Genomic DNA, 20,327 nt, shown 5'->3' with positions numbered 1-20,327 from the left:
ACACGAGAGACAGGGGCGTCTGGCGCAAGCCGGGCTGAGAAGCACCCTTTGAACCTGAACCAGATCATGCTGGCGGAGGGAGTCGCTCGGGTGCCGCGGGCTCTCCGCGTCCTGCCCGTCGCTTCTTCGCCGTCTGAGGAGAAGCAGACATGACAGCCTACCCAATCCGCAATGTCCTTTCCATCGCCGGCTCCGATCCCTCCGGTGGTGCCGGCATTCAGGCCGATCTCAAGGCCTTCTCCGCCCGTGGCTGCTATGGCATGGCGGCCATCACCGCGCTCACGGCGCAAAACACGCAAGGCGTCTCTGCCGTTGTGCCGCTCGATCCCGAATTCGTTTCCGAGCAGATCCGCATGGTCTTTACCGATATCAGGGTCGATGCCGTGAAGATCGGGATGATCGCCAATGCCGGGATCGCAAGGGCCGTCGCCGAGGCGCTGAAGCCCCATCGCGGCATTCCCATCGTGCTCGACCCCGTGATGATCGCCAAGGGTGGGGCAAGCCTGCTCGATCCGGATGCCGTCGAGGCGCTGAAGACTGAACTCCTGCCGCTTGCAACCTTGCTCACGCCGAATCTGCCTGAGGCTGCAGCCCTGCTCGGCGATCCCGAAGCCTGCGACCGGCGCATCATGGAATCCCAGGCGATCAGGCTGACGACGCTCGGCCCCCGCGGCGTCTTGATCAAGGGTGGCCATCTTGCCGGTGGCGAAAGCCCTGATGTGCTGGTGGCGGACGGACAGGTGACCTGGTTCGAGGCCGACCGTATCGAGACCCGCAATACCCATGGCACCGGCTGCTCTCTGTCGAGTGCGCTGGCGGCTGAACTGGCGAAGGGGAGAAATGTCGAGGAGGCCGTACGCACCGCCAAGACCTGGCTTAAGGAGGCCGTTCGGACATCGGGCACTCTGTCGGTTGGCTCCGGGCACGGACCGGTCCACCATTTCCATGCGCTTTGGCAGGCCTCGACGCCGGCTTGAACTCAGAGACGGTGAATTCAGGCAAAAAGAAAACCCGGCGCTGGAGACGCCGGGTTGAAGTGAACTTGACTGCGTGGGGTTAATGATCGGCCTTGATAAAGGTTCCGTTCTGCAACTCTTTCATCGCCTGCATCAGTTCCTCGCGGGTGTTCATCACGATCGGACCGTGCCAGGCGACTGGCTCCTTGATCGGCTTGCCGGTCACCAGCAGGAAGCGGATGCCCTGTTCGCCGGCCTGCACGGTAATCTCGTCGCCGGTGTCGAAAACGACTAGAGTCCGGTTGCCGGAGAGGTCGCGGATATTCAGCTCCTCGCCCATGTATTCCTTCTCGACCTTGACGCCGAAGGGCTTGGATGCGTCGCGGAACGAGCCGGAGCCGGCGAAGATATAGGCGAAGGCCGAGCGATAGGTATCGACCGGGAATGTCTTGCGCTTGCCGGGCGGCACCGAGATGTCGAGATAGACTGGCTCGGCAGCGATGCCGTCGACAGGGCCGCTCTTGCCCCAGAAGTCGCCACAGATAACCCGCACAGACGTGCCGTCATCATCGATGACAACGGGGATCTCGGGCGACTTGATGTCCTGATAGCGCGGCTTCGTCATCTTCAGCGAAGACGGCAGGTTGGCCCAGAGCTGGAAGCCATGCATGCGGCCGGCGAAGTCGCCCTTCGGCATTTCCTGATGCAGGATGCCGCTGCCGGCGGTCATCCATTGCAGATCACCCGCGCCCAGCATGCCCTGGTTGCCCAGGCTGTCGCCATGCTCGACGGTGCCGGCCAGCACATAGGTGATCGTCTCGATGCCGCGATGCGGATGCCAGGGAAAGCCGCGAACGTAATCCATCGGCTCGTCGTTGCGGAAATCGTCCATCATCAGGAAGGGGTCGGTCATCGAGGGATCGCCGAAGCCGAAGACGCGGTGCAGCTTCACGCCCGCACCCTCCATGGTCGGCGTGGCACGGCTCTCATGCTTGACGGGGCGGATGGACATTCGGGGCCTCCTCGGGAAACGGCTCTTTGCTCAGGTGGCAATATAGGCGAGGGGGCCGGTGCACGCAGGCCCGCTGAACAGAACGCAGTGTTCACTTTTGTGCCAGTCAACGTCAGGAAGAATGTTGCACTGCCCGACAAAATTTTGTCATGAAGGATGCCATGTTTGCAAATCATTAGTCTATCGGGCCAAGACTGTTGAAAACGAGCAGTCGGTTCGATGGAACTGGGGCAAAAAGCATATGTGTCGTTGGGCAGCTTACCGTGGCGTTCCGATCTTCCTCGAGGAGCTTGTCACCTCGCCTGCGCATTCCCTGATCGAGCAATCCCATTGTGCGACCCGCGCCAAGACGGCGACCAATGGCGATGGCTTTGGCCTTGCCTGGTATGGTGACCGCCCTGAGCCCGGCCGCTTCCGGGATGTGCTGCCGGCCTGGTCTGACTGCAATCTGAAGAGCCTCGCAAGCCAGATCCGCTCCCCGCTCTTCCTCGCCCATGTGCGCGCCGCGACCCATGGCGCCACCCGCCGCGACAACTGCCATCCCTTCGTGCAGGGAAACTGGTCATTTATGCACAACGGCCAGATCGACAATTTCGATCGCATCCGTCGGCCGATGGAAGGCATGCTGGATGACGAGCATTTCCACGCACGCGTCGGCACGACCGACAGCGAGCTGCTTTTCCTGCTCGCCCTCCAGTTCGGGCTGCGGGAACGCCCGATCGCCGCCATGAGCGAGGCCGTGGGCTTCGTCGAGCAGATCAGCCTGCATCTGACGGGCACGGCCCGCATCCGCCTGACAGCGGCCTTCTCCGATGGCAAGACGCTCTATGCCGTACGCTATTCGACGGACGAATATGCGCCGACGCTGTTTGCAGCACCCATGGGGCCGAAGGGCAGCTTCTGTCTCGTGTCGGAGCCTCTGAACGACGAGACCGATACCTGGGTGGAAATTCCCGCCGGCAGTGCCGTGATCCTCAGCGAAAACGGACTGGATGCCGCCGAGTTCAAGCCGGAGGTCGCGCGCACCCGCGTGGACCAGATCCGTCAGCCGGCCATGGCGGCAGGCTGAGACCTGGGCTTTACTCGACGATGCCGAGTTCCGCGCGCAGCTTGCGTGTCAGCGAGGCGCTGACCGTGCGATAGGAGCGCGTGAGATATTCCCGCACATCCGCTTCGCTGAGTTCCGTATCCGGGTTCACCGTCACCCATTTGCGCTTGGCGAAATAGGGGGCCTGCGACACGCCCTGAAGTGATGTGAGGATCTCGAAGCTTTCCTCGCTGACCTTGAAGCAGATCCGCCGTTCGGCGTCTGTCAGCAGTGCAAAGACCTTGTCGCCGACCTTGGCGATACGGCTGTCCCACTGGTCGATGAGTGTGGTTCCGGCGAAGCCTTCGGTAAAGGCATCGAAATCAGGGCGGGTAAACAGGCTCATGCGCCGGTCCCCCCGATCTGGGTTGCGATCCAGAGCGCCAGCCGTTCGGCGACCTCGTCCTTGGAAAGATCCGGCCAGCCTTCCACGCCGTCCCGGCTGATGAGCTTCACCCGGTTGCGGTCGCCGCCCATGATCCCGGTTTCCGGGGACACGTCGTTGGCGACGATCAGGTCGGCGCCCTTGCGCTCGAGCTTGCCCTTACCGTTTTCTTCGACATTCTCGGTCTCCGCGGCAAAGCCGACGACGAGACGAGGACGCTGGGCATGATGGCCGACAGTCTTGAGTATATCTGGGTTTTCCGTGAGCTCGAGCGGCGGCGGCGCCTCGCCCGGCTGCTTCTTGATTTTCTGTTCCGCAGACGTCGCCACCCGCCAGTCGGCGACGGCGGCGACCATCACGGCAATATCGGCGGGAAGGGCGGATAGGACGGCGTCGCGCATCTCGTCGGCGCGCTCGACATGAAGGGTCTTTACGCCCACGGGATCCGCGATCGTGACCGGCCCTGAAACCAGCGTCACATCCGCGCCGAGACGTGCCAGGGCTGCCGCGATCGCATGCCCCTGCTTGCCCGAGGAGCGATTGGCAATATAGCGCACCGGATCGATCGGCTCATGGGTCGGCCCTGAGGTGACGATAGCTTTCATGCCGCTCAGTGGCTTCGGACCTGAGAGCAGATCTTCGACCCGGACAACGATGTCGAGTGGCTCGGCCATTCGGCCGCGCCCGCGCTCGCCGCTTTCGGCCATCTCGCCTTCCATCGGTCCGATCGCCTGGATGCCATCGCGCTGGAGCACCGCAAAGTTTCTCTGCGTGGCCGGATGTGCCCACATCTTCGGGTTCATCGCTGGTGCAATCAGCACGGGACGGTCGGTGGCAAGCAGCACGGTCGAGGCAAGGTCATCGGCCAGCCCGTTTGCCATCTTCGCCATCAGGTCGGCGGTGGCGGGTGCGACGAGCACGAGGTCGCATTCGCGCGCCAGCCGGATATGGCCGACATCCTGCTCATCCTCGCGGGAGAACAGCTCGGTATAGACATGCGAGGCCGAGAGAGCGCCGACGGCAAGCGGCGTGACGAATTCCTGGGCGCCACGGGTCATGATTGGGCGCACGCTTGCACCGCGCTCCCGAAGCCTCCGGATGAGGTCCAGGCTCTTATAGGCGGCGATGCCGCCTGCGATGATTAGCAATATGCGCTTTCCGGCCAAGCTCATGAAGAACAACCCTTAATGTCTGCGGCGCGACCCTAACGCAAATCGGGTCGCTGGCAAATCACCGGACGCCAGAGTGGTAAACGTGCCTCAGCCCGTGCCGTCGAGCTTCAGGGGAACCTCGGCCACGGTGCCATTCGTGCCTTCAAGATAATGCAGCCCGTCCCCCAGCGTCGCCGCCATGGATTTGACGATACGGCTGCCAAGGCCGGTACCCTTGGGCGCACTCTCAGGATCGATGCCGATGCCGTCGTCTTCGACGCGCAGCATCGCTGCACCGTCGGGGAGCATCTTCAGGTGCACGCGGATATCGCCGGGCTGCCCGGGGGCATAGGCATATTTGAAGGCATTGGTGACGAGTTCGGTCACGATCATGCCGACCGAAACCGCCTTGTCCGCGCTCATCGAAATCTGATCGGCATCGAGCAGCAGGCGGATCGGCTTTTCCGCGCTGTGCAGCGAGCTGTAGAGTTCTGCGGTGAGGCGGCTGAGATACCGGTCGAGTTCGACCCGGCTGACATCGTCCGAGGTGTAGAGGCTGCGATGCATGCCGGCGATGGCGGTAATGCGCGCCTGGGTCTCTGCAAGCTCCGCCTTCACCTCTTCGCTCCTGGCGCTGGAGATCTGCAGCCTGAGAAGGCTTGCGACCAGCGCCAGCGAATTGGCGACACGGTGGTTCACCTCGGCGAGAAGGGCTTCTGCCCGCTCCTTGCCCAGACGGATCTCTTCGTCGGCCCGGACCTTTGCCGCCCGCAGCTGTGCGTTTGCCACCGTCTGCTCGATGGCGCTCGACAGCAGCGAGAGAAAGTCGTCGCTGACGGTCTTGATCACATAGTCGGCAGCACCCGCCTTGATCGCTTCGATCGCAACCTGCGCCTCGTTGGACCCGGTGACATAGACCACGGGCACATCGATCTCGGCCTCCCGCATGCGGGCGAGCACATCATGGCCGGTCGTTTGGCGCAGATAGTGGTCAAGCACGACGACATCGAAGGTTTCAGTCTGCAGGAGGTGGAGCGCCTCGTCTGGATTCTCTGCATGTGCCACCTCGTGTCCGAGGCGGCCCATATGCTTCTGCACCAGCCGGGCGATGGCTGCATCGTCGTCAATGTATAGGACGCTGAAGCGCATCGCCGGGCCGCCGTCAGGGAATTTGCATGACGGAGAAGAACAATCCGAGCTGGCGAATGGCATTGGCGAAATTGTCGTAATCGACAGGCTTGGTGATATAGACATTGGCCCCAAGATCGTAGCACCGCTGTATTTCGCGCTCGTCATCCGTCGTCGTGAGGATGACGACCGGGAGCCGTCGCGTATGCGGATTTGATTTGATTTTTTCGAGAATATCGGTGCCCGACATGTCGGGGAGATTGAGATCGAGCAGGATCAGCAAATAGCGATCTTCTGAAACCTTGCCGCTGCGATCTTTGCCGAGAACATAGTCGAGCGCCTCGGTCCCATTGGTGAACGGGATGATGTCGTTGTGCACGCCGGCGCGACGTACGTTCTTTTCGATCAGACGGGCATGACCCTCGTCGTCCTCGACCATGATGATGGTGACTTCTTTACCCACGGCTTTCATATTCAACTCCGTACCAAGCGTGACAGGTCAGATGGCAGTCGCAGGACGAACGTCGATCCCTCTCCGAATTGGGAGCGAACGGTGATTTCTCCCCCGAGATTCCGCGCGAGCGAGCGGACATGAGCAAGGCCGATGCCTTCGCCGGACTGGTCCTGCTGACCGGAACGGCGGAAGAGTTCGAAGATGCGTTCGTGGTCCTGTTCTGCAATGCCACGGCCGTTGTCCTCCACTTCGATCCGAACCATGTGTCGCCCTTCGGGCGTGGTTCGGACGGCGAGGGTCAAGGGCCGATCCGGATGCTTGTATTTGATAGCATTATCGAAAAGGTTACCGAGAATCTGTTCGACCGAGAGCCGGTCGGTATTGAGACGAGGGGCCTGGATGTCGAGATCGATCTTGCCGTCGCTCTCGCTGATCTGGTGATACACGCTGTTGGTGATCGTTTCCAGCAATGGCTGCAGCTCAACGATTTCGGGCTTCAGCTGACGCCGTCCGTCGCGGGAAATCTTCAGAATGGCATTGATCAAGCCGTCCATCTTCTTGGTCGACGAACGAATGAAGCCGATGGCCTCCGGCAGATCCTCGGAAGCCGCCAGTCGCGCCTCCCGGATCTGGTCTTCCGACACCGGCTTGCCGTCGTTCAGCACATAGGCCTGCAGGGCCTTCAGCGAAGCGTCCAGTTCGGCGGTGAAGCCCATGATGTTGACGAGCGGCGCCCGCAGGTCATGCGTGACGATATAGGCAAAACGCTGGATTTCCTGGTTCGCCTGCATGAGATCTTCAGTACGCTCGGCGACGCGTGCTTCCAGGCCCTGGTTGAGCACTTCGACTTCGCGTCTCGAAGACGCCAATGCACGCACATGCTGGGCAACCACGAGAATTGCTCCGCCCATCACGGCGATGATCGCGATACCCCCGCCGATCGTGATCCACTGCAATTGCTGCGTGGCCGAGAGCTGGTCTTTCGTCCCGCTGTCGACATTGGCGTCGGACAGTTCCTTGAACTCATCCAGCATCTGGCGGATGTCGTTCATCAATTCGCGGCCGACATCGCTCTGAACCAGTTCGATTGCCTGGTCCTGCTCGCCGCTGCGCACGAGGTTGATTGCCTGCCCCATCTCCGCGAGCTTGCCCCGCACCTTGTCGCGCAGGGCATCCATCTGCTGCGCTTTGATCGGGCGATCTTTCACAGCGAGTGCCAGGGCTTCCACGTCGTCACGAATTTCGCTTGCGGCGCCTTCATAGGGTTGCAGGAACAATTCGTCGCGGGTGATGACAAAGCCGCGCTGCCCCGTCTCGGCATCGGTCAGCTTCTGCATCAGATTGGCCGCCATGCGGCGGATGTTACGTTCCTGCAGGATGTAGTCGAAGGTCGAGCGCGTGCGCTCGACGAGACCGAAGGTCGCGACGATGATCCCGATGAGAATTCCGGTGCCGATCAGGAGGAAGAGCAGCGTGGACCGGACGAAGCCGGTTTGGGTGGCGGACATGGAACTCCTGAAGGAACAAGAAAAGCGTAACGCCGTTCCAACGCGGCATTCACGACTTTGTTCCATCGAAAGATCAAGAAAATTTGGTTTACCTGCTGCCGATGAGGCGGCTCAGGACAACTGCGCCGCAATGACGACGGCAGCCACGGCGATGACCCAGAGCGCCACACGCCCGAGCCTGGTATGCCGCGCCTCGGCCCGCCCGATCCGCTCCGCAGTATCGGCATCGAAACGAAGGCCTTCCTCGCTCATCCGCACGATCTCGCCATGCAGCTTCTCGGTCTTGGCGGCGATCTCCGGCAACGCTTCAGCAAGTCTGAGCGCTGCCTTGGCGCCGTCCTTGAGGTCGGTGGCGATGCGCTTCGGCCCGAGATTGTCGCGGATCCAGTGAGAAACGACCGGCTCGGCGGCCTTCCACATATTGAAGCGGGGATTGAGTATGCGGGAAACACCTTCGACGACCACCATCGTCTTCTGCAGCATCACCAGTTCGGGACGCGTTTCCATGTCGAAGATTTCGGTGACCTCGAACAGGAGCGTCAGCAGCTTGCCCATCGAGATGGTCTCGGCCGGCTGCCCATGGATAGGCTCGCCAATTGCCCGGATCGCCTGGGCGAAGCTCGCGACATTATGGTGCGACGGCACATAGCCCGCCTCGAAATGCACCTCAGCCACGCGCATGTAGTCGCGCGTGATGAAGCCGTAGAGGATCTCGGCGAGGAAGCGCCGTTCCTTCTTTCCAAGCCGGCCGGCGATGCCCATGTCGACCGCAACGATCATGCCTGTGGGATCGACGAACAGATTGCCGGGATGCATGTCGGCATGGAAGAAGCCATCCCGCAGCGTATGGCGCAGGAAGGACTGGATCAGCGTGTCGGCGAGCGCATTGAGATCGTGGCCGGCGGCCCTCAGGCCCTCGACGTCGGACATCTTGACGCCGTCGATCCATTCCATGGTGACGACGTCGCGGCCGGTGCGCTCCCAGTCGACTTCTGGCACGCGGAAGCCCGGATCGGCCTTGGTGTTTTCGGCAATTTCGGACAGCGCTGCTGCCTCGAGCCGAAGATCCATCTCGACCTTGGTGGTCTGCTCAAGCGTCTTCGTCACCTCGACGGGGCGCAGGCGCCGCGAATTGGGAATGAAGCGCTCCTGCAGGTGGGAGACGAGATACATGGCCTCAAGATCGGCGGCGAAACGCTTGCGCACGCCCGGGCGGATGACTTTGACCGCAACCTTGCGGGGGCCATCGGGCGTTGCGACCTCGGCCGGATGCACCTGCGCGATGGAGGCTGCAGCGATCGGTTCGCCGAAATGCGTATAGAGCTCGGTGACCGGACGACCGAGTGACTCCTGGATCGTCGACCTGGACGCCTCGGTGGGGAAAAAGGCCATCCGATCCTGAAGGCCTGCGAGATCTTCGGCAAAATCCGCACCGACGACATCGGGGCGCGTCGCGAGGAACTGGCCGATCTTCACATAGGAGGGACCGAGCCGTGCCACCGCACTCGCAAGCCTGTCAGAACGGTCTACGGACTTCGCCCGGCTGCGCGCCAACGGCGCGACGGCGGCCTTGGCGATGCCGACGAGCGGCGGTAGACCCTCGGAGGGCAGCGCCGCGACAACACCTTCCCGCACCAGCACCCAGCCGACCCGCGCCAGGCGGAAATATGCCCCGATCGTGCTCATGCGGCTTAGATCTTCCAGCCGGAATGCAATGCCGCGATGCCGCCGGTATAGTTGGTGAAGCGGACATTGGAGAAGCCAGCGCGCTCGATCATCCGCGCAAAGTCAGGCTGGTTGGGGAATTTGCGGATCGATTCCACCAGATACTGGTAGGGCTCGGCGTCACCGGTAATCATCTTGCCGAAGCGCGGGATCGCGTTGAACGACCAGGCATCATAAACCTTGTCGAGCAGCGGAAGTTCGACTTCCGAGAATTCCAGCACCAGAAGCCGTCCGCCCCGTTTCAACACGCGGAAAGCTTCCGACAGCGCCACATCGATATGCGGCACGTTGCGAATGCCAAACGCGATCGTATAGGCGTCGAAAGTGGCGTCCTCGAAGGGCAGGCTCTCGGCATTGGCCTCGACGAAGGTGAGATTGGGGGAGAGCCCCTTCTTCTCTGCGCGTTCAGCACCGACCCCGAGCATCGAGCCGTTGATGTCGAGTACGGTCGCATGGGCCAGCCGATTGGAGGCTTCCACTATGCGGAACGCGATGTCACCCGTGCCGCCGGCTACGTCGAGCACCTTATAGTTGGCATCCTTGCGGGGATTGAGCGAGGCGACCAGCGCATCCTTCCAGACGCGGTGCAGACCGGCCGACATCACATCGTTCATGATGTCGTAGCGCTTGGCCACCTTGTGGAAGACATCATTGACCAGGCCCTGCTTTTCCTGCTCGTCGACCTGGCGGAACCCGTAGGAGGTTTCCATGCCGCCTTCGGCGGAAATGCGGCTTGCAGTCATCGGTTCACTCCACGTAACGGAACGGTCGGCAGACCATAGCGAAAAGGCTTCCGACGCGCTATCTGCGCTGAAGAAGCCGAAGGCTGGCTGGTCTATAGACCTTTAAAGAAGCGGTTCAAACAGAAAGATGGGCTGAAATGCCGGAATTGCCAGAGGTAGAGACGGTACGTCGCGGCTTGGCGCCGACAATGGAAGGCGCGCGGGTCAGGCGCCTGGAGTTGCGCCGCCCTGATCTGCGCTTCCCCCTGCCGCGCGATTTTGCCGCAAGGGTCGAGGGGCGCCGGATCGAAGCCCTGTCGCGGCGCGCAAAATACCTGCTGATCGACCTTGAGGATGACCTGACCGTGATTGCCCATCTCGGCATGTCCGGCTCCTTCCGCATCGAGGCAGGAGCTGCGGTGGAGGCGCCTGGCGTCTTCCACCATGAGCGCAGCAAGGACGAGAAGCACGATCACGTCGTCTTCCATCTGGACGGGGCCGATGGCCCGCTCCGTGTCATCTATAATGACCCGCGCCGTTTCGGCTTCATGGAGCTAATGGCTCGATCAGAACTCGACACCTATCCCGCCTTCCGCGATCTGGGTCCCGAGCCTGTCGGTAATATGCTGTCCGCCGATTATCTCGCCACGCGCTTTGCCGGACGCAGCCAGCCACTGAAGGGCGCGCTGCTCGATCAGAAGGTGATCGCCGGTCTCGGTAATATCTATGTCTGCGAGGCGCTTTGGCGCTCGCATTTGTCGCCCACCCGCAAGGTGGCGACCTTGGTGACGGCAAAGGGCAACCCCAAGGCGGAGCTTGCGTTGCTGACCCAGTCTATCCGCGACGTCATCATCGATGCGATCCAGGCGGGCGGCTCTTCGCTGCGCGACCACATCCAGGCGGATGGCACGCTCGGTTACTTCCAGCATTCCTTCCGCGCCTATGACCGCGAGGGCGAGCCGTGTCTCACCGATGGTTGTGGGGGTACCGTCGAAAGGATAGTTCAATCCGGCCGCTCGACATTCTATTGTAGCCGCTGCCAGAAATAAGGCCTCTAAGGCCGCACAAGGGAGGACGCCATGTCATTTGAAACCCTGCTGATGGAACGCCGTGACCGCGTGGCGCTTGTCACGCTCAACCGGCCCCAGGCGCTGAACGCCCTGAACTCGACCGTGATGCGCGAGCTTCGCCAGCTTCTGGCCGAGCTGCAGGCTGATGCGACCGTGGGTGCCGTCGTGATCACCGGGTCGGAGAAGGCCTTTGCCGCTGGCGCCGATATCAAGGAAATGCAGTCGCTCGAATTCGTCGATGCATATACCGGCGGCTTCATCGGCGGCTGGGACGAGATCGCCGGCTTCCGCAAGCCGTTGATCGCGGCCGTCTCTGGCTTTGCGCTGGGCGGTGGCTGCGAGCTCGCCATGATGTGCGATTTCATCATCGCCTCGAAGACCGCGAAGTTCGGCCAGCCCGAGATCACGCTGGGCATCATCCCCGGCATGGGTGGCTCGCAGCGGCTCACGCATGCGGTCGGCAAGGCCAAGGCCATGGATCTCTGCCTCACCGGCCGCATGATGGATGCGGCAGAAGCCGAGAGTGCGGGGCTCGTCGCCCGCGTTGTCGAGCCCGAGCGTCTTCTCGATGAGGCGATGGAAGCCGCCGCCAAGATCGCGTCTTTCTCCCTGCCGTCAGTCATGATGGCCAAGGAGGCGGTCAACCGCGCCTTCGAGCAGACCTTGGCCGAAGGGCTGCGTTCCGAGCGTCGGCTTTTCCATTCGCTCTTCGCCACCGAAGACCAGAAGGAAGGCATGGCGGCCTTCGTCGAGAAGCGGAAGCCCGCCTTCAAGAACAGGTAGGCGTGATACCAAAGTCACGGATCTGGTCGCATCGCTTCCATTCCGTGACTTTGGTACAGGGACGGCGCGTTATCTGCAGAATCCGCGTTGACGCATTCCCGCTTTCCCGCTATATGCCCGCCCACGGTTGGGAAAGCCGATGCGCTTTTCCCATGAAACAGCTTCCCATGTGCTGGTATGGCAGGTCGCAACGACCCGACGCGGCGATGGTGGGCTTTGGTTTGAATTCGAGAGAGGCATCTATGGCCAATACAGCTTCGGCGAAGAAGGCGACCCGCAAGATCGCTGCCCGTACTGCAGTCAACAAGGCTCGTCGTTCGCGGGTCCGTGGTTTCATCCGCAAGGTCGAGGAAGCCATCGCTTCTGGTGACGCAGCGGTTGCCAAGGACGCCCTCCAGGCTGCTCAGCCGGAGATCCAGCGCGCCGCCACCAAGGGCGTGGTTCACGCCAACACGGCATCGCGCAAGATCTCGCGTCTGGCCGCTCGTGTGAAGGCCCTGGCTGTCTAATTTAAGACACCTTTTCGACAAAATCTGAAGAGCCTGGCGTTGCGCCGGGCTTTTTGTCGTTTCCGCTGCGTCTTACCGGAAATTGATGTTTTAGGGCTTCCTGCTGCACTGCATCTTGTCAGTCCGGTGACATAAAAAATCCTGATAATTCAATAGGTTCAGGGAGGTGCCTTGTTCCATCGCCACTTCACCCTGGGGGAAGTTGGCCCCCTCGTGAGTCAAGAGAAATTTTATTTTTTCGCTTTGCGAGAGGCCCATTTTGTGCCCGTTTGGGAATCTCCTTGATTCAAAAGCGATTCTTTTTCGGCCGAATGTGACGCAAAAATGAAGTACGAAGAGTCAATGGTCCAAGCGCCCGATAGCCTAAAAATCGGTGTTGATCTTCACATTTGATCCTGCCTTAATGTGTCTCAGCAAAGGGCGAGGGACTAGCCCGAAACGACGGTCTGAACGGCAGCAATGCCCACAAGACAAGTCGCCTTTGCCGGAGCGGAGTGTTTCCATTCCGTTTTCTCATAAAGTAATCGGCGTTGCATCGGAGACGTAGCCGTTTCCGCGCGATGACGATTTGTGCCTTGTCTGCAGTGTTGCAGACCGGGCCGGTAAATGTCGAGCCGCATGTCGAGGATGTGGTTTGTGCATATGGAGCGACCAGCGCCGTGAGGGAGGCGAGGGGCAAGTCATGCAGGCGCTTTTGGCTGAAGCGCTGACGTGACGCGTTCGGGGACCGTCGATCCGTTCGGATCGACTTGAGATGAAGCGGCTGTCGGACGGCGATAGAAACGCCCGGCACCTGGAATGAATTTGGAAGGCGGCAACATGCATATGAACTCTATGACGGCCGGTGCATTGGCGAACGGGGACAATGCACATTCGGCGCTCGGCGCCACGTGCTCCGAAGGAGCAGGAGAGAACGCCGATATGAAGCATAACGATCTCTTTGACCGCTTCAGCAAGCGACTGAAGGCCCAGGTCGGGGTCGACGTCTACCAGAGCTGGTTTGGACGCTTGAAGCTCCATTCCGCATCGAAGAGCGTGGTGCGCCTGACGGTACCCACCACCTTTCTGAAGTCGTGGATCAACAACCGTTACCTCGATCTCATCACATCGATCTTCCAGGCCGAGGATCCGTCGATCCTCAAGGTCGAGATCATGGTGCGCAGCGCAAGCCGCAGCACCCGTGGTCCGCAGGCCGAAGATCGTCCTGCCGGCGCCGAGGCGGCACAGCCCGCAGCCGTCCGCAAGTCCGGCCCCCAGTCGATCGGCCAGATCGCAACCCCGCAGGCCTCCTCCTCCGGCACCACGGCGCGCAGCCAGAGCGGCCCGCTCTTCGGCTCGCCGCTCGACAGCCGCTACACCTTTGACGGCTTCGTCGAAGGCGCGTCCAACCGCGTGGCCCTCGCGGCCGCCAAGACGATTGCGGAAGCAGGCGCCGGCGCTGTGCGCTTCAACCCGCTCTTCATTCATTCCTCGGTTGGTCTCGGCAAGACGCACCTGCTGCAGGCGATCGCCAATGCCGCGGTTCATAGCCCGCGCCAGCCGCGCGTCGTCTACCTGACCGCCGAATACTTCATGTGGCGTTTCGCAACGGCGATCCGCGACAATGATGCCCTGACGCTGAAGGACTCGCTGCGCAACATCGACCTCCTGATCATCGACGACATGCAGTTCCTGCAGGGGAAGATGATCCAGCACGAATTCTGCCATCTGCTCAACATGCTGCTCGACAGCGCCAAGCAGGTCGTCGTTGCCGCCGACCGCGCGCCCTGGGAGCTGGAATCGCTCGATCCGCGCGTCCGTTCGCGTCTCCAGGGTGGCGTTGCCATCGAAATGGAAGCGCCCGACTACGACATGCGCCTCGACATGATGAAGTCGCGCCTGGACGTTGTCCGCAAGGACGATCCGTCGATCGATATCCCTGCTGACATCCTGGAACACGTTGCGCGCAACATCACCAGCAGCGGCCGTGATCTGGAAGGCGCCTTCAACCAGCTGCTCTTCCGTCGCTCCTTCGAGCCGAACCTGTCGATCGAACGCGTCGATGAACTGCTCGCCCACCTCGTTGGTGCCGGTGACCAGAAGCGCGTGCGCATTGAAGACATCCAGCGCGTCGTCGCCCGCCACTACAATGTTTCGCGCCAGGAACTGGTGTCGAACCGCCGCACCCGCGTCATCGTCAAGCCGCGCCAGATCGCCATGTATCTGTCGAAGACGCTGACCCCGCGCTCCTTCCCGGAGATCGGCCGTCGCTTCGGCGGACGTGACCACACGACCGTATTGCATGCCGTGCGCAAGATCGAAGAACTGATCTCGGCCGACCAGAAGCTGTCGCAGGAAATCGAGCTGCTGCGCCGCCTGATCAACGAATAAGCGACCAGTCGCAGAGATATAGGCCACCGCGATCCCTGAATATGGGTTCGCGGTGGCCTTTTCGTATGCGGATATGGGTTCAGGCGCGGGCGATCGCGATGATCTCGGGGCTGGCTTCCGAATAGGGTGTGCCATCCCACCAGCCGAGAAGCTCGACCTCGCCGAATCCCGCAGCGGAGAGCAGGCCCCGGATGGTTTCCACCGGCGCAAACCTCAGCCGGCTCTCGCTGACCAGGGTCTCGCCCGTGGCCTCGATCGTGAAGACCGCATCGAAGGTCACGTGTTCACCCTCGACATCCTTGATCTGGTAATAGACGTCGACCGGCCCAATGCCGTCGATGACCCGCTGTTCGCGTGTCTTCTCCCGCGTCCAGTCTTGCCAGGCTTTGTCTTGCGGATTGCGGCTTTCAAGGATCAGCCTGGCGCCCGGTACCATGTGTCGGTGAATGTTGCGCAAGGCAGCCAGGGTTTCGGCATCGTCGAAAAAGACCTGGAAGACATGCCCCGTCATGATGGCGAGGTCGAAACGATCGGGAAGCGTAAACTCGGCAGCGGGTGCCTGAACCCACGCTACCCGACCTTGCCCATCCTTCATCCGCGCGACTTGCAGCATGCCGTGTGCCGGATCGACGCCGGTGACCGTGTGGCCACGGTTTGCTAGGCGCAGCGTCACCGATCCCGTGCCGCATCCGATGTCGAGCACGCGGCAGGGAGTCTTGGTGAAATTCTCGTAGAAGTCGCCGTCTTCGCCATGATGGTTGAAGGCGTCATAGAGGCGGGCCATGTCGAAGCGGGCAAAGGCTGGATCGACCGGCATCGTCTCTCACTCCCTCAGCAGGCGAGATCGGCGACGACGGCGTCGAGGATCAGCATGCCCGGCGGGGTGCAGCGCAGCCGCGAATTGCCGAGCCGCTCGATGAAGCCCTGCTCGAGCAGAAACTGCTCCTTGTCCGGATCGGGATCGCGACCGGAAAGCTGCTGCCAGCGGGCGAGATCGACCCCTTCGCGCAGCCGAAGACCCATCAACAGAAGCTCGTCGGCTTGGGCCTCGTGATCCAGCTCTTCGCGCTCGATGATCCCATGGCCGCTCTGCTCGACGGCGGAAAGCCAGGTCTCCGGATGCCGTTCAGCGACGGTGGCAATCTTCGTCCGCCCCTGCGTCAGCCGTCCATGCGCGCCGGGTCCGATACCGGCATAATCGCCGTAGCGCCAATAGGTCAGGTTATGCCGGCTCTCCGCACCCGGGCGGGCGTGGTTGGAAACCTCGTAGGCCGGCAGCCCCTCGCGTGCCGTAATCTCCTGCGTCGCCTCGTAAAGCGTCGCCGCATGCTCATCGTCAGGCACGATCAGTTTGCCCGCCTTGTGCAGGCCGTAGAAGGCCGTGCCTTCCTCGATCGTCAGTTGGTACAATGACAGATGATCGACCGCGTAGGACATGGCTTCCTTGAGCTCACGCTCCCAGGCCTCCACCGTCTGGTTCGGACGGGCGTAGATCAGGTCGAAGGACATGCGCGGAAAGATCTCGCGCGCCAGCTTGATGGCTTTCAGCGCATCCGCGACGTCATGCAGGCGTCCGAGGAAGCGCAGGTCCGGATCGTTCAGCGCCTGCACGCCCAGCGAAACGCGGTTCACGCCAGCCGCCCGGTAGCCGTGGAAGCGGGTTGCCTCGACGCTGGATGGGTTCGCCTCCATCGTGATCTCGATACCATCCGGCATGTGCCAGTTGGCGGCGATCCCGTCGAGGATCGCCCCGACCGTTGATGGGTCCATCAGCGAGGGCGTGCCACCGCCCATGAAGACGCTGGTGACCGTCTTCGGGCCCGACAGCGCGCGCACGGCCTTGAGCTCGGCAAGGAAGGCCGCAACGAAACGCGCCTGATCCACCGGCTGGTGCCGCACATGGCTGTTGAAGTCACAGTAAGGGCACTTGGCCGCGCAGAAGGGCCAATGCACATAAACGCCGAAGCCGGGTTCTCCCGTGTCGGGCAGCAGCGTGAAGGACCGATCGGTCAAAGCCTCAGGCCTCCAGGCAGGTTTCGACGAAGAGCTTGAAGGCCCGTGCACGATGCGAAAGGGCCGCCGCATCGCCGGGCTTCCAGCCATGCTTCTCGTCCGCCGTCATCTCGCCAAAGGTGCGCTCATGCCCCTCCGGCTGGAAGATAGGGTCGTAGCCGAAACCGGCTGACCCACGCGGCGGCAAGGCAACGGTGCCCTCGACCTCGCCGCGGAAGAATTCCGTATGACCGTCAGGCCAGGCAAGACAGAGCACGCTGACGAAGCGGCAGGTCCGCTGCGCAGACTCGGTCGCGCCGCGCTCTGCAAGCGCCTTCTCGACCTTCTCCATCGCCATGGCGAAGTCGCGGCTGCCATCCTCGCGCTCGGCCCAGTTGGCCGTGTAGACGCCAGGCGCACCGTCAAGCGCGTCGATGACAAGGCCGCTGTCGTCGGAGAGGGCGGGCAGGCCCGAGGCCTTGGCCGAAGCCTGCGCCTTGATCGCCGCATTCTCCTCGAAGGTCGTACCGGTTTCATCCGGCTCGACGAAGTTGAGGTCCTTGGCCGACTTCGCCGAAAAGCCGAAGGGGCCAATCAGGTCGGCGATCTCAGCGATCTTGCCGGCATTGTGGCTGGCAACGACGATGGTGCGGGTGTCGAGTTTACGCATGGATGCCTCTCCGGCCTTTCGTCTCAGCCGATCGCCTGCTTCTGCAGCGCGACCAGTTCGTCGATACCGTTTCTTGCGAGGCCGAGCAGGATCAGGAATTCGTCCTGGCTGAACGGCTTGCCTTCGGCCGTGCCCTGGATTTCGACGATGCCGCCGGAACCGGTCATGACGAAGTTGGCATCGGTCTCAGCCGCCGAGTCTTCCAGGTAATCGAGGTCGATCACCGGCTGGCTGGCGAAGATCCCGCAGGAAACGGCCGCGATATGGTCCTTCAGGACCTTCTCGACCTTGATCATGCTACGGGTTTCCATCCACTTCAGGCAATCATGCAGGGCAATGAATGCACCCGTGATCGCCGCCGTGCGTGTGCCGCCATCCGCCTGGATGACGTCGCAGTCGATCGAGATCTGCCGCTCGCCGAGCGCTTCCAGGTCGACGATGGCCCGCAGCGAGCGACCGATCAGCCGCTGGATTTCCTGCGTGCGACCGCTCTGTTTGCCGGACGATGCCTCGCGGCGCATGCGCTCGCCGGTGGCGCGCGGCAGCATGCCGTATTCGGCCGTCACCCAGCCCTTGCCAGAATTGCGCAGCCATGGCGGCGTCTTTTCTTCAAGGCTCGCGGTGCACAGCACATGCGTATCGCCGAACTTCACCAGGCAGGAGCCTTCCGCATGCTTGGAAAAATTGCGCTCGAACGAAACCTTGCGCATTTGGTCGGTTTTTCTGCCGGATGGCCGCATCGTAATCTCCTGGGTTGTCTGTTGCCTTCTAAGGAGGGAGCCTGCCATTTGCAAAGAAAAACCATCCCGCAGCGCCGAGAGGCACGAAGACCCGGAATTACCGCTTGGTCATCCATCGCGCAGTGACTATATTTCCAGCATGAAACATCTGAGATCCTGTCCGCTGCGCCAATGGCATCACTGAAGACAACCGTAGCAGACGTTTCCGCGTCCCTGGACGATCGTTCCCGGGAGGTATTTCGCCGTATCGTCGAGACCTATCTCGACTCCGGTGATCCCCTTGGCTCGCGCAATCTGTCGCGCCTCCTCCCGATGTCGCTATCGCCCGCCTCCGTGCGCAACGTGATGAGCGACCTCGAAGACCTCGGCCTCATCTATGCCCCGCATGTCAGTGCCGGACGGCTACCGACGCAAGCTGGCCTGCGCTTCTTCGTCGATGCCTTCATGCAGATCGGCGATCTCTCGGACGGCGAGCGCGACGAAATCGAGCGCCAGATCCGACCGACCAGCGCCGATCAGCCGATGGAAGCCATGCTGACCGAAGCGAGCCGCATGCTCTCCGGGCTGTCGCGGGGCGCGGGCCTCGTCATTTCATCGAAGAACGATCCGATCCTCAAGCATGTCGAATTCATCCGGCTGGAGCCGACCAAGGCGCTCGCCGTTCTGGTCGGCGAGCATAACCAGATTGAAAACCGCATCATTGATCTGCCGGCCGGTGTCACCGCCTCCCAGCTGACGGAAGCGGCCAATTTCCTGAACGCCAATCTCGCCGGCCAGACGATGCGGGAACTGCGCAGCCAGATCGAGAAGCTCAAGACGCAGGTCGCAAGCGAACTCGATACCCTGTCGCAGGACCTCGTCGAGCGCGGGCTCGCGGTTTGGTCGGGCGAAGTCGCGGAAAAGCAGCCGGCACGGCTCATCGTTCGCGGTCGCGCCAATCTGCTCGAAGGCCTGGCAGGTTCCGATGACATCGATCGTCTTCGACTGCTCTTCGACGACCTGGAACGCAAGGAAAGCCTGATCGAGATCCTCGACCTTGCCGAAAGCGGACCCGGTGTGCGCATCTTCATCGGCTCGGAGAACAAGCTCTTCTCGCTTTCCGGCTCGTCCCTGATCGTCGCACCTTATAGAGACGGCGAAGACCGGATCGTCGGCGCAGTCGGCGTCATCGGCCCCACTCGGCTCAACTATTCGCGCATCGTGCCCATGGTCGACTACACCGCGCAGTTGATGGCAAGGCTCTCGCGCGGCAGTCGTTAGGCGGATTTGCCGCCAACCCTTGATTTTTTCACACCAAACCCTGATATCGGGCACGAATTCGACACCGAGAGTTCGAACACCTAAAACCATTCGGAGAACGTCATGACCGAAGAAACCAACAAGAACGGACCTGACGCGGCCGCCCACGAGGCGCACGCAACCGAAGCGGCTGAACAGCAGGCTGCAGGCGAGGAAGAGGGCGCGTCGGAACGACAGGTCGATCCCGTCGAAGCCTTGAAGGCCGAGAATGCCGACCTGCGCGATCGTTTCCTGCGCCTGGCAGCCGAGATGGACAATCTGCGCCGCCGCACGGATCGTGAAGTCAAAGATGCCAAGTCCTATGCCGTGACCGGCTTTGCCCGCGACATGCTGTCGGTTTCCGACAATCTGCGCCGCGCCATCGAGACCCTGCCGGACGAAGCCCGCGCCTCTGCCGATGCCACGATGACGGCATTGATCGAGGGCGTGGAAATGACCGAGCGCGGCATGCTGGCCACGCTCGAGCGCCATGGTGTGCGCAAGATTGAAGCTGAAGGCCAGAAGTTCGACCCCAACTTCCACCAGGCCATGTTCGAGGTTCCGAACCCGAATGTCGCCAACAACACGGTCGTCCAGGTCGTCCAGGCAGGCTACGCCATCGGCGACCGAGTTCTCCGTCCGGCCATGGTCGGCGTCGCCAAGGGTGGCCCGAAGACGGATGCCGCCTCAGAGGATAGCGCCAAGGCGTGATCGGCCGTGATCATGGTTGAATAAAAAAAGCGCCTCACGAGGCGCTTTTTTCTTGAGCTGATTGGGAGGCGTAATG

At 61.8% G+C, this 20,327-nt stretch carries 20 protein-coding genes and 1 riboswitch; of the genes, 8 read left to right on the top strand and 12 right to left on the bottom strand.

The annotated features are described in order from the left end of the window. The first annotated feature begins 1 nt into the window (after position 1). Positions 2-98, top strand: a riboswitch (TPP riboswitch). Positions 99-149: 51 nt separating this feature from the next. After that, positions 150-977 carry a bifunctional hydroxymethylpyrimidine kinase/phosphomethylpyrimidine kinase gene (thiD, locus tag AC02Y0_RS16980; protein ID WP_476380031.1) on the top strand — a complete coding sequence of 276 codons (828 nt, stop codon included), beginning with the start codon at positions 150-152 and terminating at the stop codon, positions 975-977. Between the two features lie 79 nt (positions 978-1,056). On the opposite strand, the gene AC02Y0_RS16975 is transcribed toward thiD, so the two are convergent. Continuing rightward, complete coding sequence (locus AC02Y0_RS16975; RefSeq protein ID WP_006724991.1) at positions 1,057-1,968, bottom strand: pirin family protein; 912 nt, start codon at positions 1,966-1,968, stop codon at positions 1,057-1,059. Positions 1,969-2,209: 241 nt separating this feature from the next. Here AC02Y0_RS16975 and AC02Y0_RS16970 point away from each other — a divergent pair, with 241 nt between their 5' ends. Beyond that, positions 2,210-3,037, top strand: coding sequence for a class II glutamine amidotransferase (locus tag AC02Y0_RS16970; RefSeq protein WP_476380030.1), 828 nt, complete (start codon positions 2,210-2,212; stop codon positions 3,035-3,037). Positions 3,038-3,047: 10 nt separating this feature from the next. On the opposite strand, the gene AC02Y0_RS16965 is transcribed toward AC02Y0_RS16970, so the two are convergent. The 7 genes from AC02Y0_RS16965 to ubiE form a co-directional block, all read right to left on the bottom strand. Further along, a complete protein-coding gene (locus tag AC02Y0_RS16965) occupies positions 3,048-3,401 on the bottom strand; it encodes an MmcQ/YjbR family DNA-binding protein (RefSeq protein ID WP_102020738.1) in 354 nt (117 codons plus the stop codon). Further along, positions 3,398-4,612, bottom strand: a complete 1,215-nt coding sequence (gene coaBC, locus AC02Y0_RS16960) for a bifunctional phosphopantothenoylcysteine decarboxylase/phosphopantothenate--cysteine ligase CoaBC (RefSeq protein ID WP_476380029.1) — start codon at positions 4,610-4,612, stop codon at positions 3,398-3,400. The genes AC02Y0_RS16965 and coaBC overlap by 4 nt, the downstream gene beginning before the upstream one ends. 87 nt (positions 4,613-4,699) lie before the next feature. Then, complete coding sequence (locus AC02Y0_RS16955) at positions 4,700-5,740, bottom strand: sensor histidine kinase (RefSeq protein ID WP_476380028.1); 1,041 nt, start codon at positions 5,738-5,740, stop codon at positions 4,700-4,702. 13 nt (positions 5,741-5,753) lie between these two features. Beyond that, a complete protein-coding gene (locus tag AC02Y0_RS16950; protein WP_102020741.1) occupies positions 5,754-6,191 on the bottom strand; it encodes a response regulator in 438 nt (145 codons plus the stop codon). A gap of 2 nt (positions 6,192-6,193) precedes the next feature. Further along, complete coding sequence (locus tag AC02Y0_RS16945) at positions 6,194-7,681, bottom strand: sensor histidine kinase (protein WP_476380027.1); 1,488 nt, start codon at positions 7,679-7,681, stop codon at positions 6,194-6,196. Between the two features lie 111 nt (positions 7,682-7,792). Continuing rightward, positions 7,793-9,367 (bottom strand): 2-polyprenylphenol 6-hydroxylase, encoded by a 1,575-nt coding sequence (gene ubiB, locus AC02Y0_RS16940; protein WP_476380026.1) that lies wholly within the window; start codon positions 9,365-9,367, stop codon positions 7,793-7,795. A 5-nt stretch (positions 9,368-9,372) separates the two neighbouring features. Then, a complete protein-coding gene (gene ubiE, locus AC02Y0_RS16935) occupies positions 9,373-10,149 on the bottom strand; it encodes a bifunctional demethylmenaquinone methyltransferase/2-methoxy-6-polyprenyl-1,4-benzoquinol methylase UbiE (protein ID WP_476380025.1) in 777 nt (258 codons plus the stop codon). A 137-nt stretch (positions 10,150-10,286) separates the two neighbouring features. Here ubiE and mutM point away from each other — a divergent pair, with 137 nt between their 5' ends. The 4 genes from mutM to dnaA all read left to right on the top strand — a co-directional run bounded on the left by mutM (position 10,287) and on the right by dnaA (position 14,860). Further along, a complete protein-coding gene (gene mutM, locus AC02Y0_RS16930; RefSeq protein ID WP_476380024.1) occupies positions 10,287-11,177 on the top strand; it encodes a bifunctional DNA-formamidopyrimidine glycosylase/DNA-(apurinic or apyrimidinic site) lyase in 891 nt (296 codons plus the stop codon). 30 nt (positions 11,178-11,207) lie between these two features. Then, a complete protein-coding gene (locus AC02Y0_RS16925; RefSeq protein WP_476380023.1) occupies positions 11,208-11,981 on the top strand; it encodes an enoyl-CoA hydratase in 774 nt (257 codons plus the stop codon). A 242-nt stretch (positions 11,982-12,223) separates the two neighbouring features. Then, the gene (gene rpsT / locus AC02Y0_RS16920; RefSeq protein ID WP_102020747.1) at positions 12,224-12,490 is read left to right on the top strand and encodes a 30S ribosomal protein S20; all 267 of its coding nucleotides are present in this window, start codon (positions 12,224-12,226) and stop codon (positions 12,488-12,490) included. A gap of 819 nt (positions 12,491-13,309) precedes the next feature. Beyond that, positions 13,310-14,860: a chromosomal replication initiator protein DnaA gene (gene dnaA / locus AC02Y0_RS16915; RefSeq protein WP_476380022.1), complete on the top strand. Its 1,551-nt coding sequence runs from the start codon at positions 13,310-13,312 to the stop codon at positions 14,858-14,860. Between the two features lie 79 nt (positions 14,861-14,939). Here the strand turns inward: dnaA and AC02Y0_RS16910 are convergent, their stop codons facing one another. Genes AC02Y0_RS16910 through rph form a run of 4 tightly spaced genes read right to left on the bottom strand, consistent with a single transcriptional unit; the run spans position 14,940 to position 18,262 of the window. Next, positions 14,940-15,677: a class I SAM-dependent methyltransferase gene (locus tag AC02Y0_RS16910; RefSeq protein WP_476380021.1), complete on the bottom strand. Its 738-nt coding sequence runs from the start codon at positions 15,675-15,677 to the stop codon at positions 14,940-14,942. Positions 15,678-15,691: 14 nt separating this feature from the next. Beyond that, a complete protein-coding gene (gene hemW / locus AC02Y0_RS16905; RefSeq protein WP_476380020.1) occupies positions 15,692-16,873 on the bottom strand; it encodes a radical SAM family heme chaperone HemW in 1,182 nt (393 codons plus the stop codon). A gap of 4 nt (positions 16,874-16,877) precedes the next feature. Then, on the bottom strand, positions 16,878-17,522 hold the full coding sequence (gene rdgB, locus AC02Y0_RS16900) for an RdgB/HAM1 family non-canonical purine NTP pyrophosphatase (protein ID WP_476380019.1): 645 nt from the start codon (positions 17,520-17,522) through the stop codon (positions 16,878-16,880). A gap of 23 nt (positions 17,523-17,545) precedes the next feature. Continuing rightward, on the bottom strand, positions 17,546-18,262 hold the full coding sequence (gene rph / locus AC02Y0_RS16895) for a ribonuclease PH (protein WP_476380018.1): 717 nt from the start codon (positions 18,260-18,262) through the stop codon (positions 17,546-17,548). A gap of 171 nt (positions 18,263-18,433) precedes the next feature. On the opposite strand from rph, the gene hrcA reads away from it, so the two are divergent. Together hrcA and grpE are read left to right on the top strand one after the other, a co-directional pair. After that, positions 18,434-19,522 carry a heat-inducible transcriptional repressor HrcA gene (hrcA, locus tag AC02Y0_RS16890; RefSeq protein WP_166602486.1) on the top strand — a complete coding sequence of 363 codons (1,089 nt, stop codon included), beginning with the start codon at positions 18,434-18,436 and terminating at the stop codon, positions 19,520-19,522. A 102-nt stretch (positions 19,523-19,624) separates the two neighbouring features. After that, positions 19,625-20,251, top strand: a complete 627-nt coding sequence (grpE, locus tag AC02Y0_RS16885; RefSeq protein ID WP_476380017.1) for a nucleotide exchange factor GrpE — start codon at positions 19,625-19,627, stop codon at positions 20,249-20,251. The last annotated feature ends 76 nt before the right edge of the window (positions 20,252-20,327 follow it).

The sequence above is a fragment of the Allorhizobium sp. nf9_anc genome, from assembly GCF_056323085.1.
The sequence above is the reverse complement of the archived record's forward strand: the minus strand, read 5'-3'. Positions and strand labels throughout refer to the sequence as shown.

What these genes read in the sequence shown, in the direction of transcription:
- AC02Y0_RS16975 (WP_006724991.1), bottom strand. Translation starts at nt 1,968, where the DNA reads ATGTCCATCCGCCCCGTCAAGCATGAGAGCCGTGCCACGCCGACCATG.
- mutM (WP_476380024.1), top strand. Translation starts at nt 10,287, where the DNA reads ATGCCGGAATTGCCAGAGGTAGAGACGGTACGTCGCGGCTTGGCGCCG.
- rph (WP_476380018.1), bottom strand. Translation starts at nt 18,262, where the DNA reads ATGCGGCCATCCGGCAGAAAAACCGACCAAATGCGCAAGGTTTCGTTC.
- AC02Y0_RS16945 (WP_476380027.1), bottom strand. Translation starts at nt 7,681, where the DNA reads ATGTCCGCCACCCAAACCGGCTTCGTCCGGTCCACGCTGCTCTTCCTC.
- AC02Y0_RS16950 (WP_102020741.1), bottom strand. Translation starts at nt 6,191, where the DNA reads ATGAAAGCCGTGGGTAAAGAAGTCACCATCATCATGGTCGAGGACGAC.
- dnaA (WP_476380022.1), top strand. Translation starts at nt 13,310, where the DNA reads ATGCATATGAACTCTATGACGGCCGGTGCATTGGCGAACGGGGACAAT.
- grpE (WP_476380017.1), top strand. Translation starts at nt 19,625, where the DNA reads ATGACCGAAGAAACCAACAAGAACGGACCTGACGCGGCCGCCCACGAG.
- ubiE (WP_476380025.1), bottom strand. Translation starts at nt 10,149, where the DNA reads ATGACTGCAAGCCGCATTTCCGCCGAAGGCGGCATGGAAACCTCCTAC.
- rpsT (WP_102020747.1), top strand. Translation starts at nt 12,224, where the DNA reads ATGGCCAATACAGCTTCGGCGAAGAAGGCGACCCGCAAGATCGCTGCC.
- AC02Y0_RS16955 (WP_476380028.1), bottom strand. Translation starts at nt 5,740, where the DNA reads ATGCGCTTCAGCGTCCTATACATTGACGACGATGCAGCCATCGCCCGG.
- ubiB (WP_476380026.1), bottom strand. Translation starts at nt 9,367, where the DNA reads ATGAGCACGATCGGGGCATATTTCCGCCTGGCGCGGGTCGGCTGGGTG.
- thiD (WP_476380031.1), top strand. Translation starts at nt 150, where the DNA reads ATGACAGCCTACCCAATCCGCAATGTCCTTTCCATCGCCGGCTCCGAT.
- AC02Y0_RS16965 (WP_102020738.1), bottom strand. Translation starts at nt 3,401, where the DNA reads ATGAGCCTGTTTACCCGCCCTGATTTCGATGCCTTTACCGAAGGCTTC.
- rdgB (WP_476380019.1), bottom strand. Translation starts at nt 17,522, where the DNA reads ATGCGTAAACTCGACACCCGCACCATCGTCGTTGCCAGCCACAATGCC.
- coaBC (WP_476380029.1), bottom strand. Translation starts at nt 4,612, where the DNA reads ATGAGCTTGGCCGGAAAGCGCATATTGCTAATCATCGCAGGCGGCATC.
- AC02Y0_RS16910 (WP_476380021.1), bottom strand. Translation starts at nt 15,677, where the DNA reads ATGCCGGTCGATCCAGCCTTTGCCCGCTTCGACATGGCCCGCCTCTAT.
- hrcA (WP_166602486.1), top strand. Translation starts at nt 18,434, where the DNA reads ATGGCATCACTGAAGACAACCGTAGCAGACGTTTCCGCGTCCCTGGAC.
- AC02Y0_RS16970 (WP_476380030.1), top strand. Translation starts at nt 2,210, where the DNA reads ATGTGTCGTTGGGCAGCTTACCGTGGCGTTCCGATCTTCCTCGAGGAG.
- AC02Y0_RS16925 (WP_476380023.1), top strand. Translation starts at nt 11,208, where the DNA reads ATGTCATTTGAAACCCTGCTGATGGAACGCCGTGACCGCGTGGCGCTT.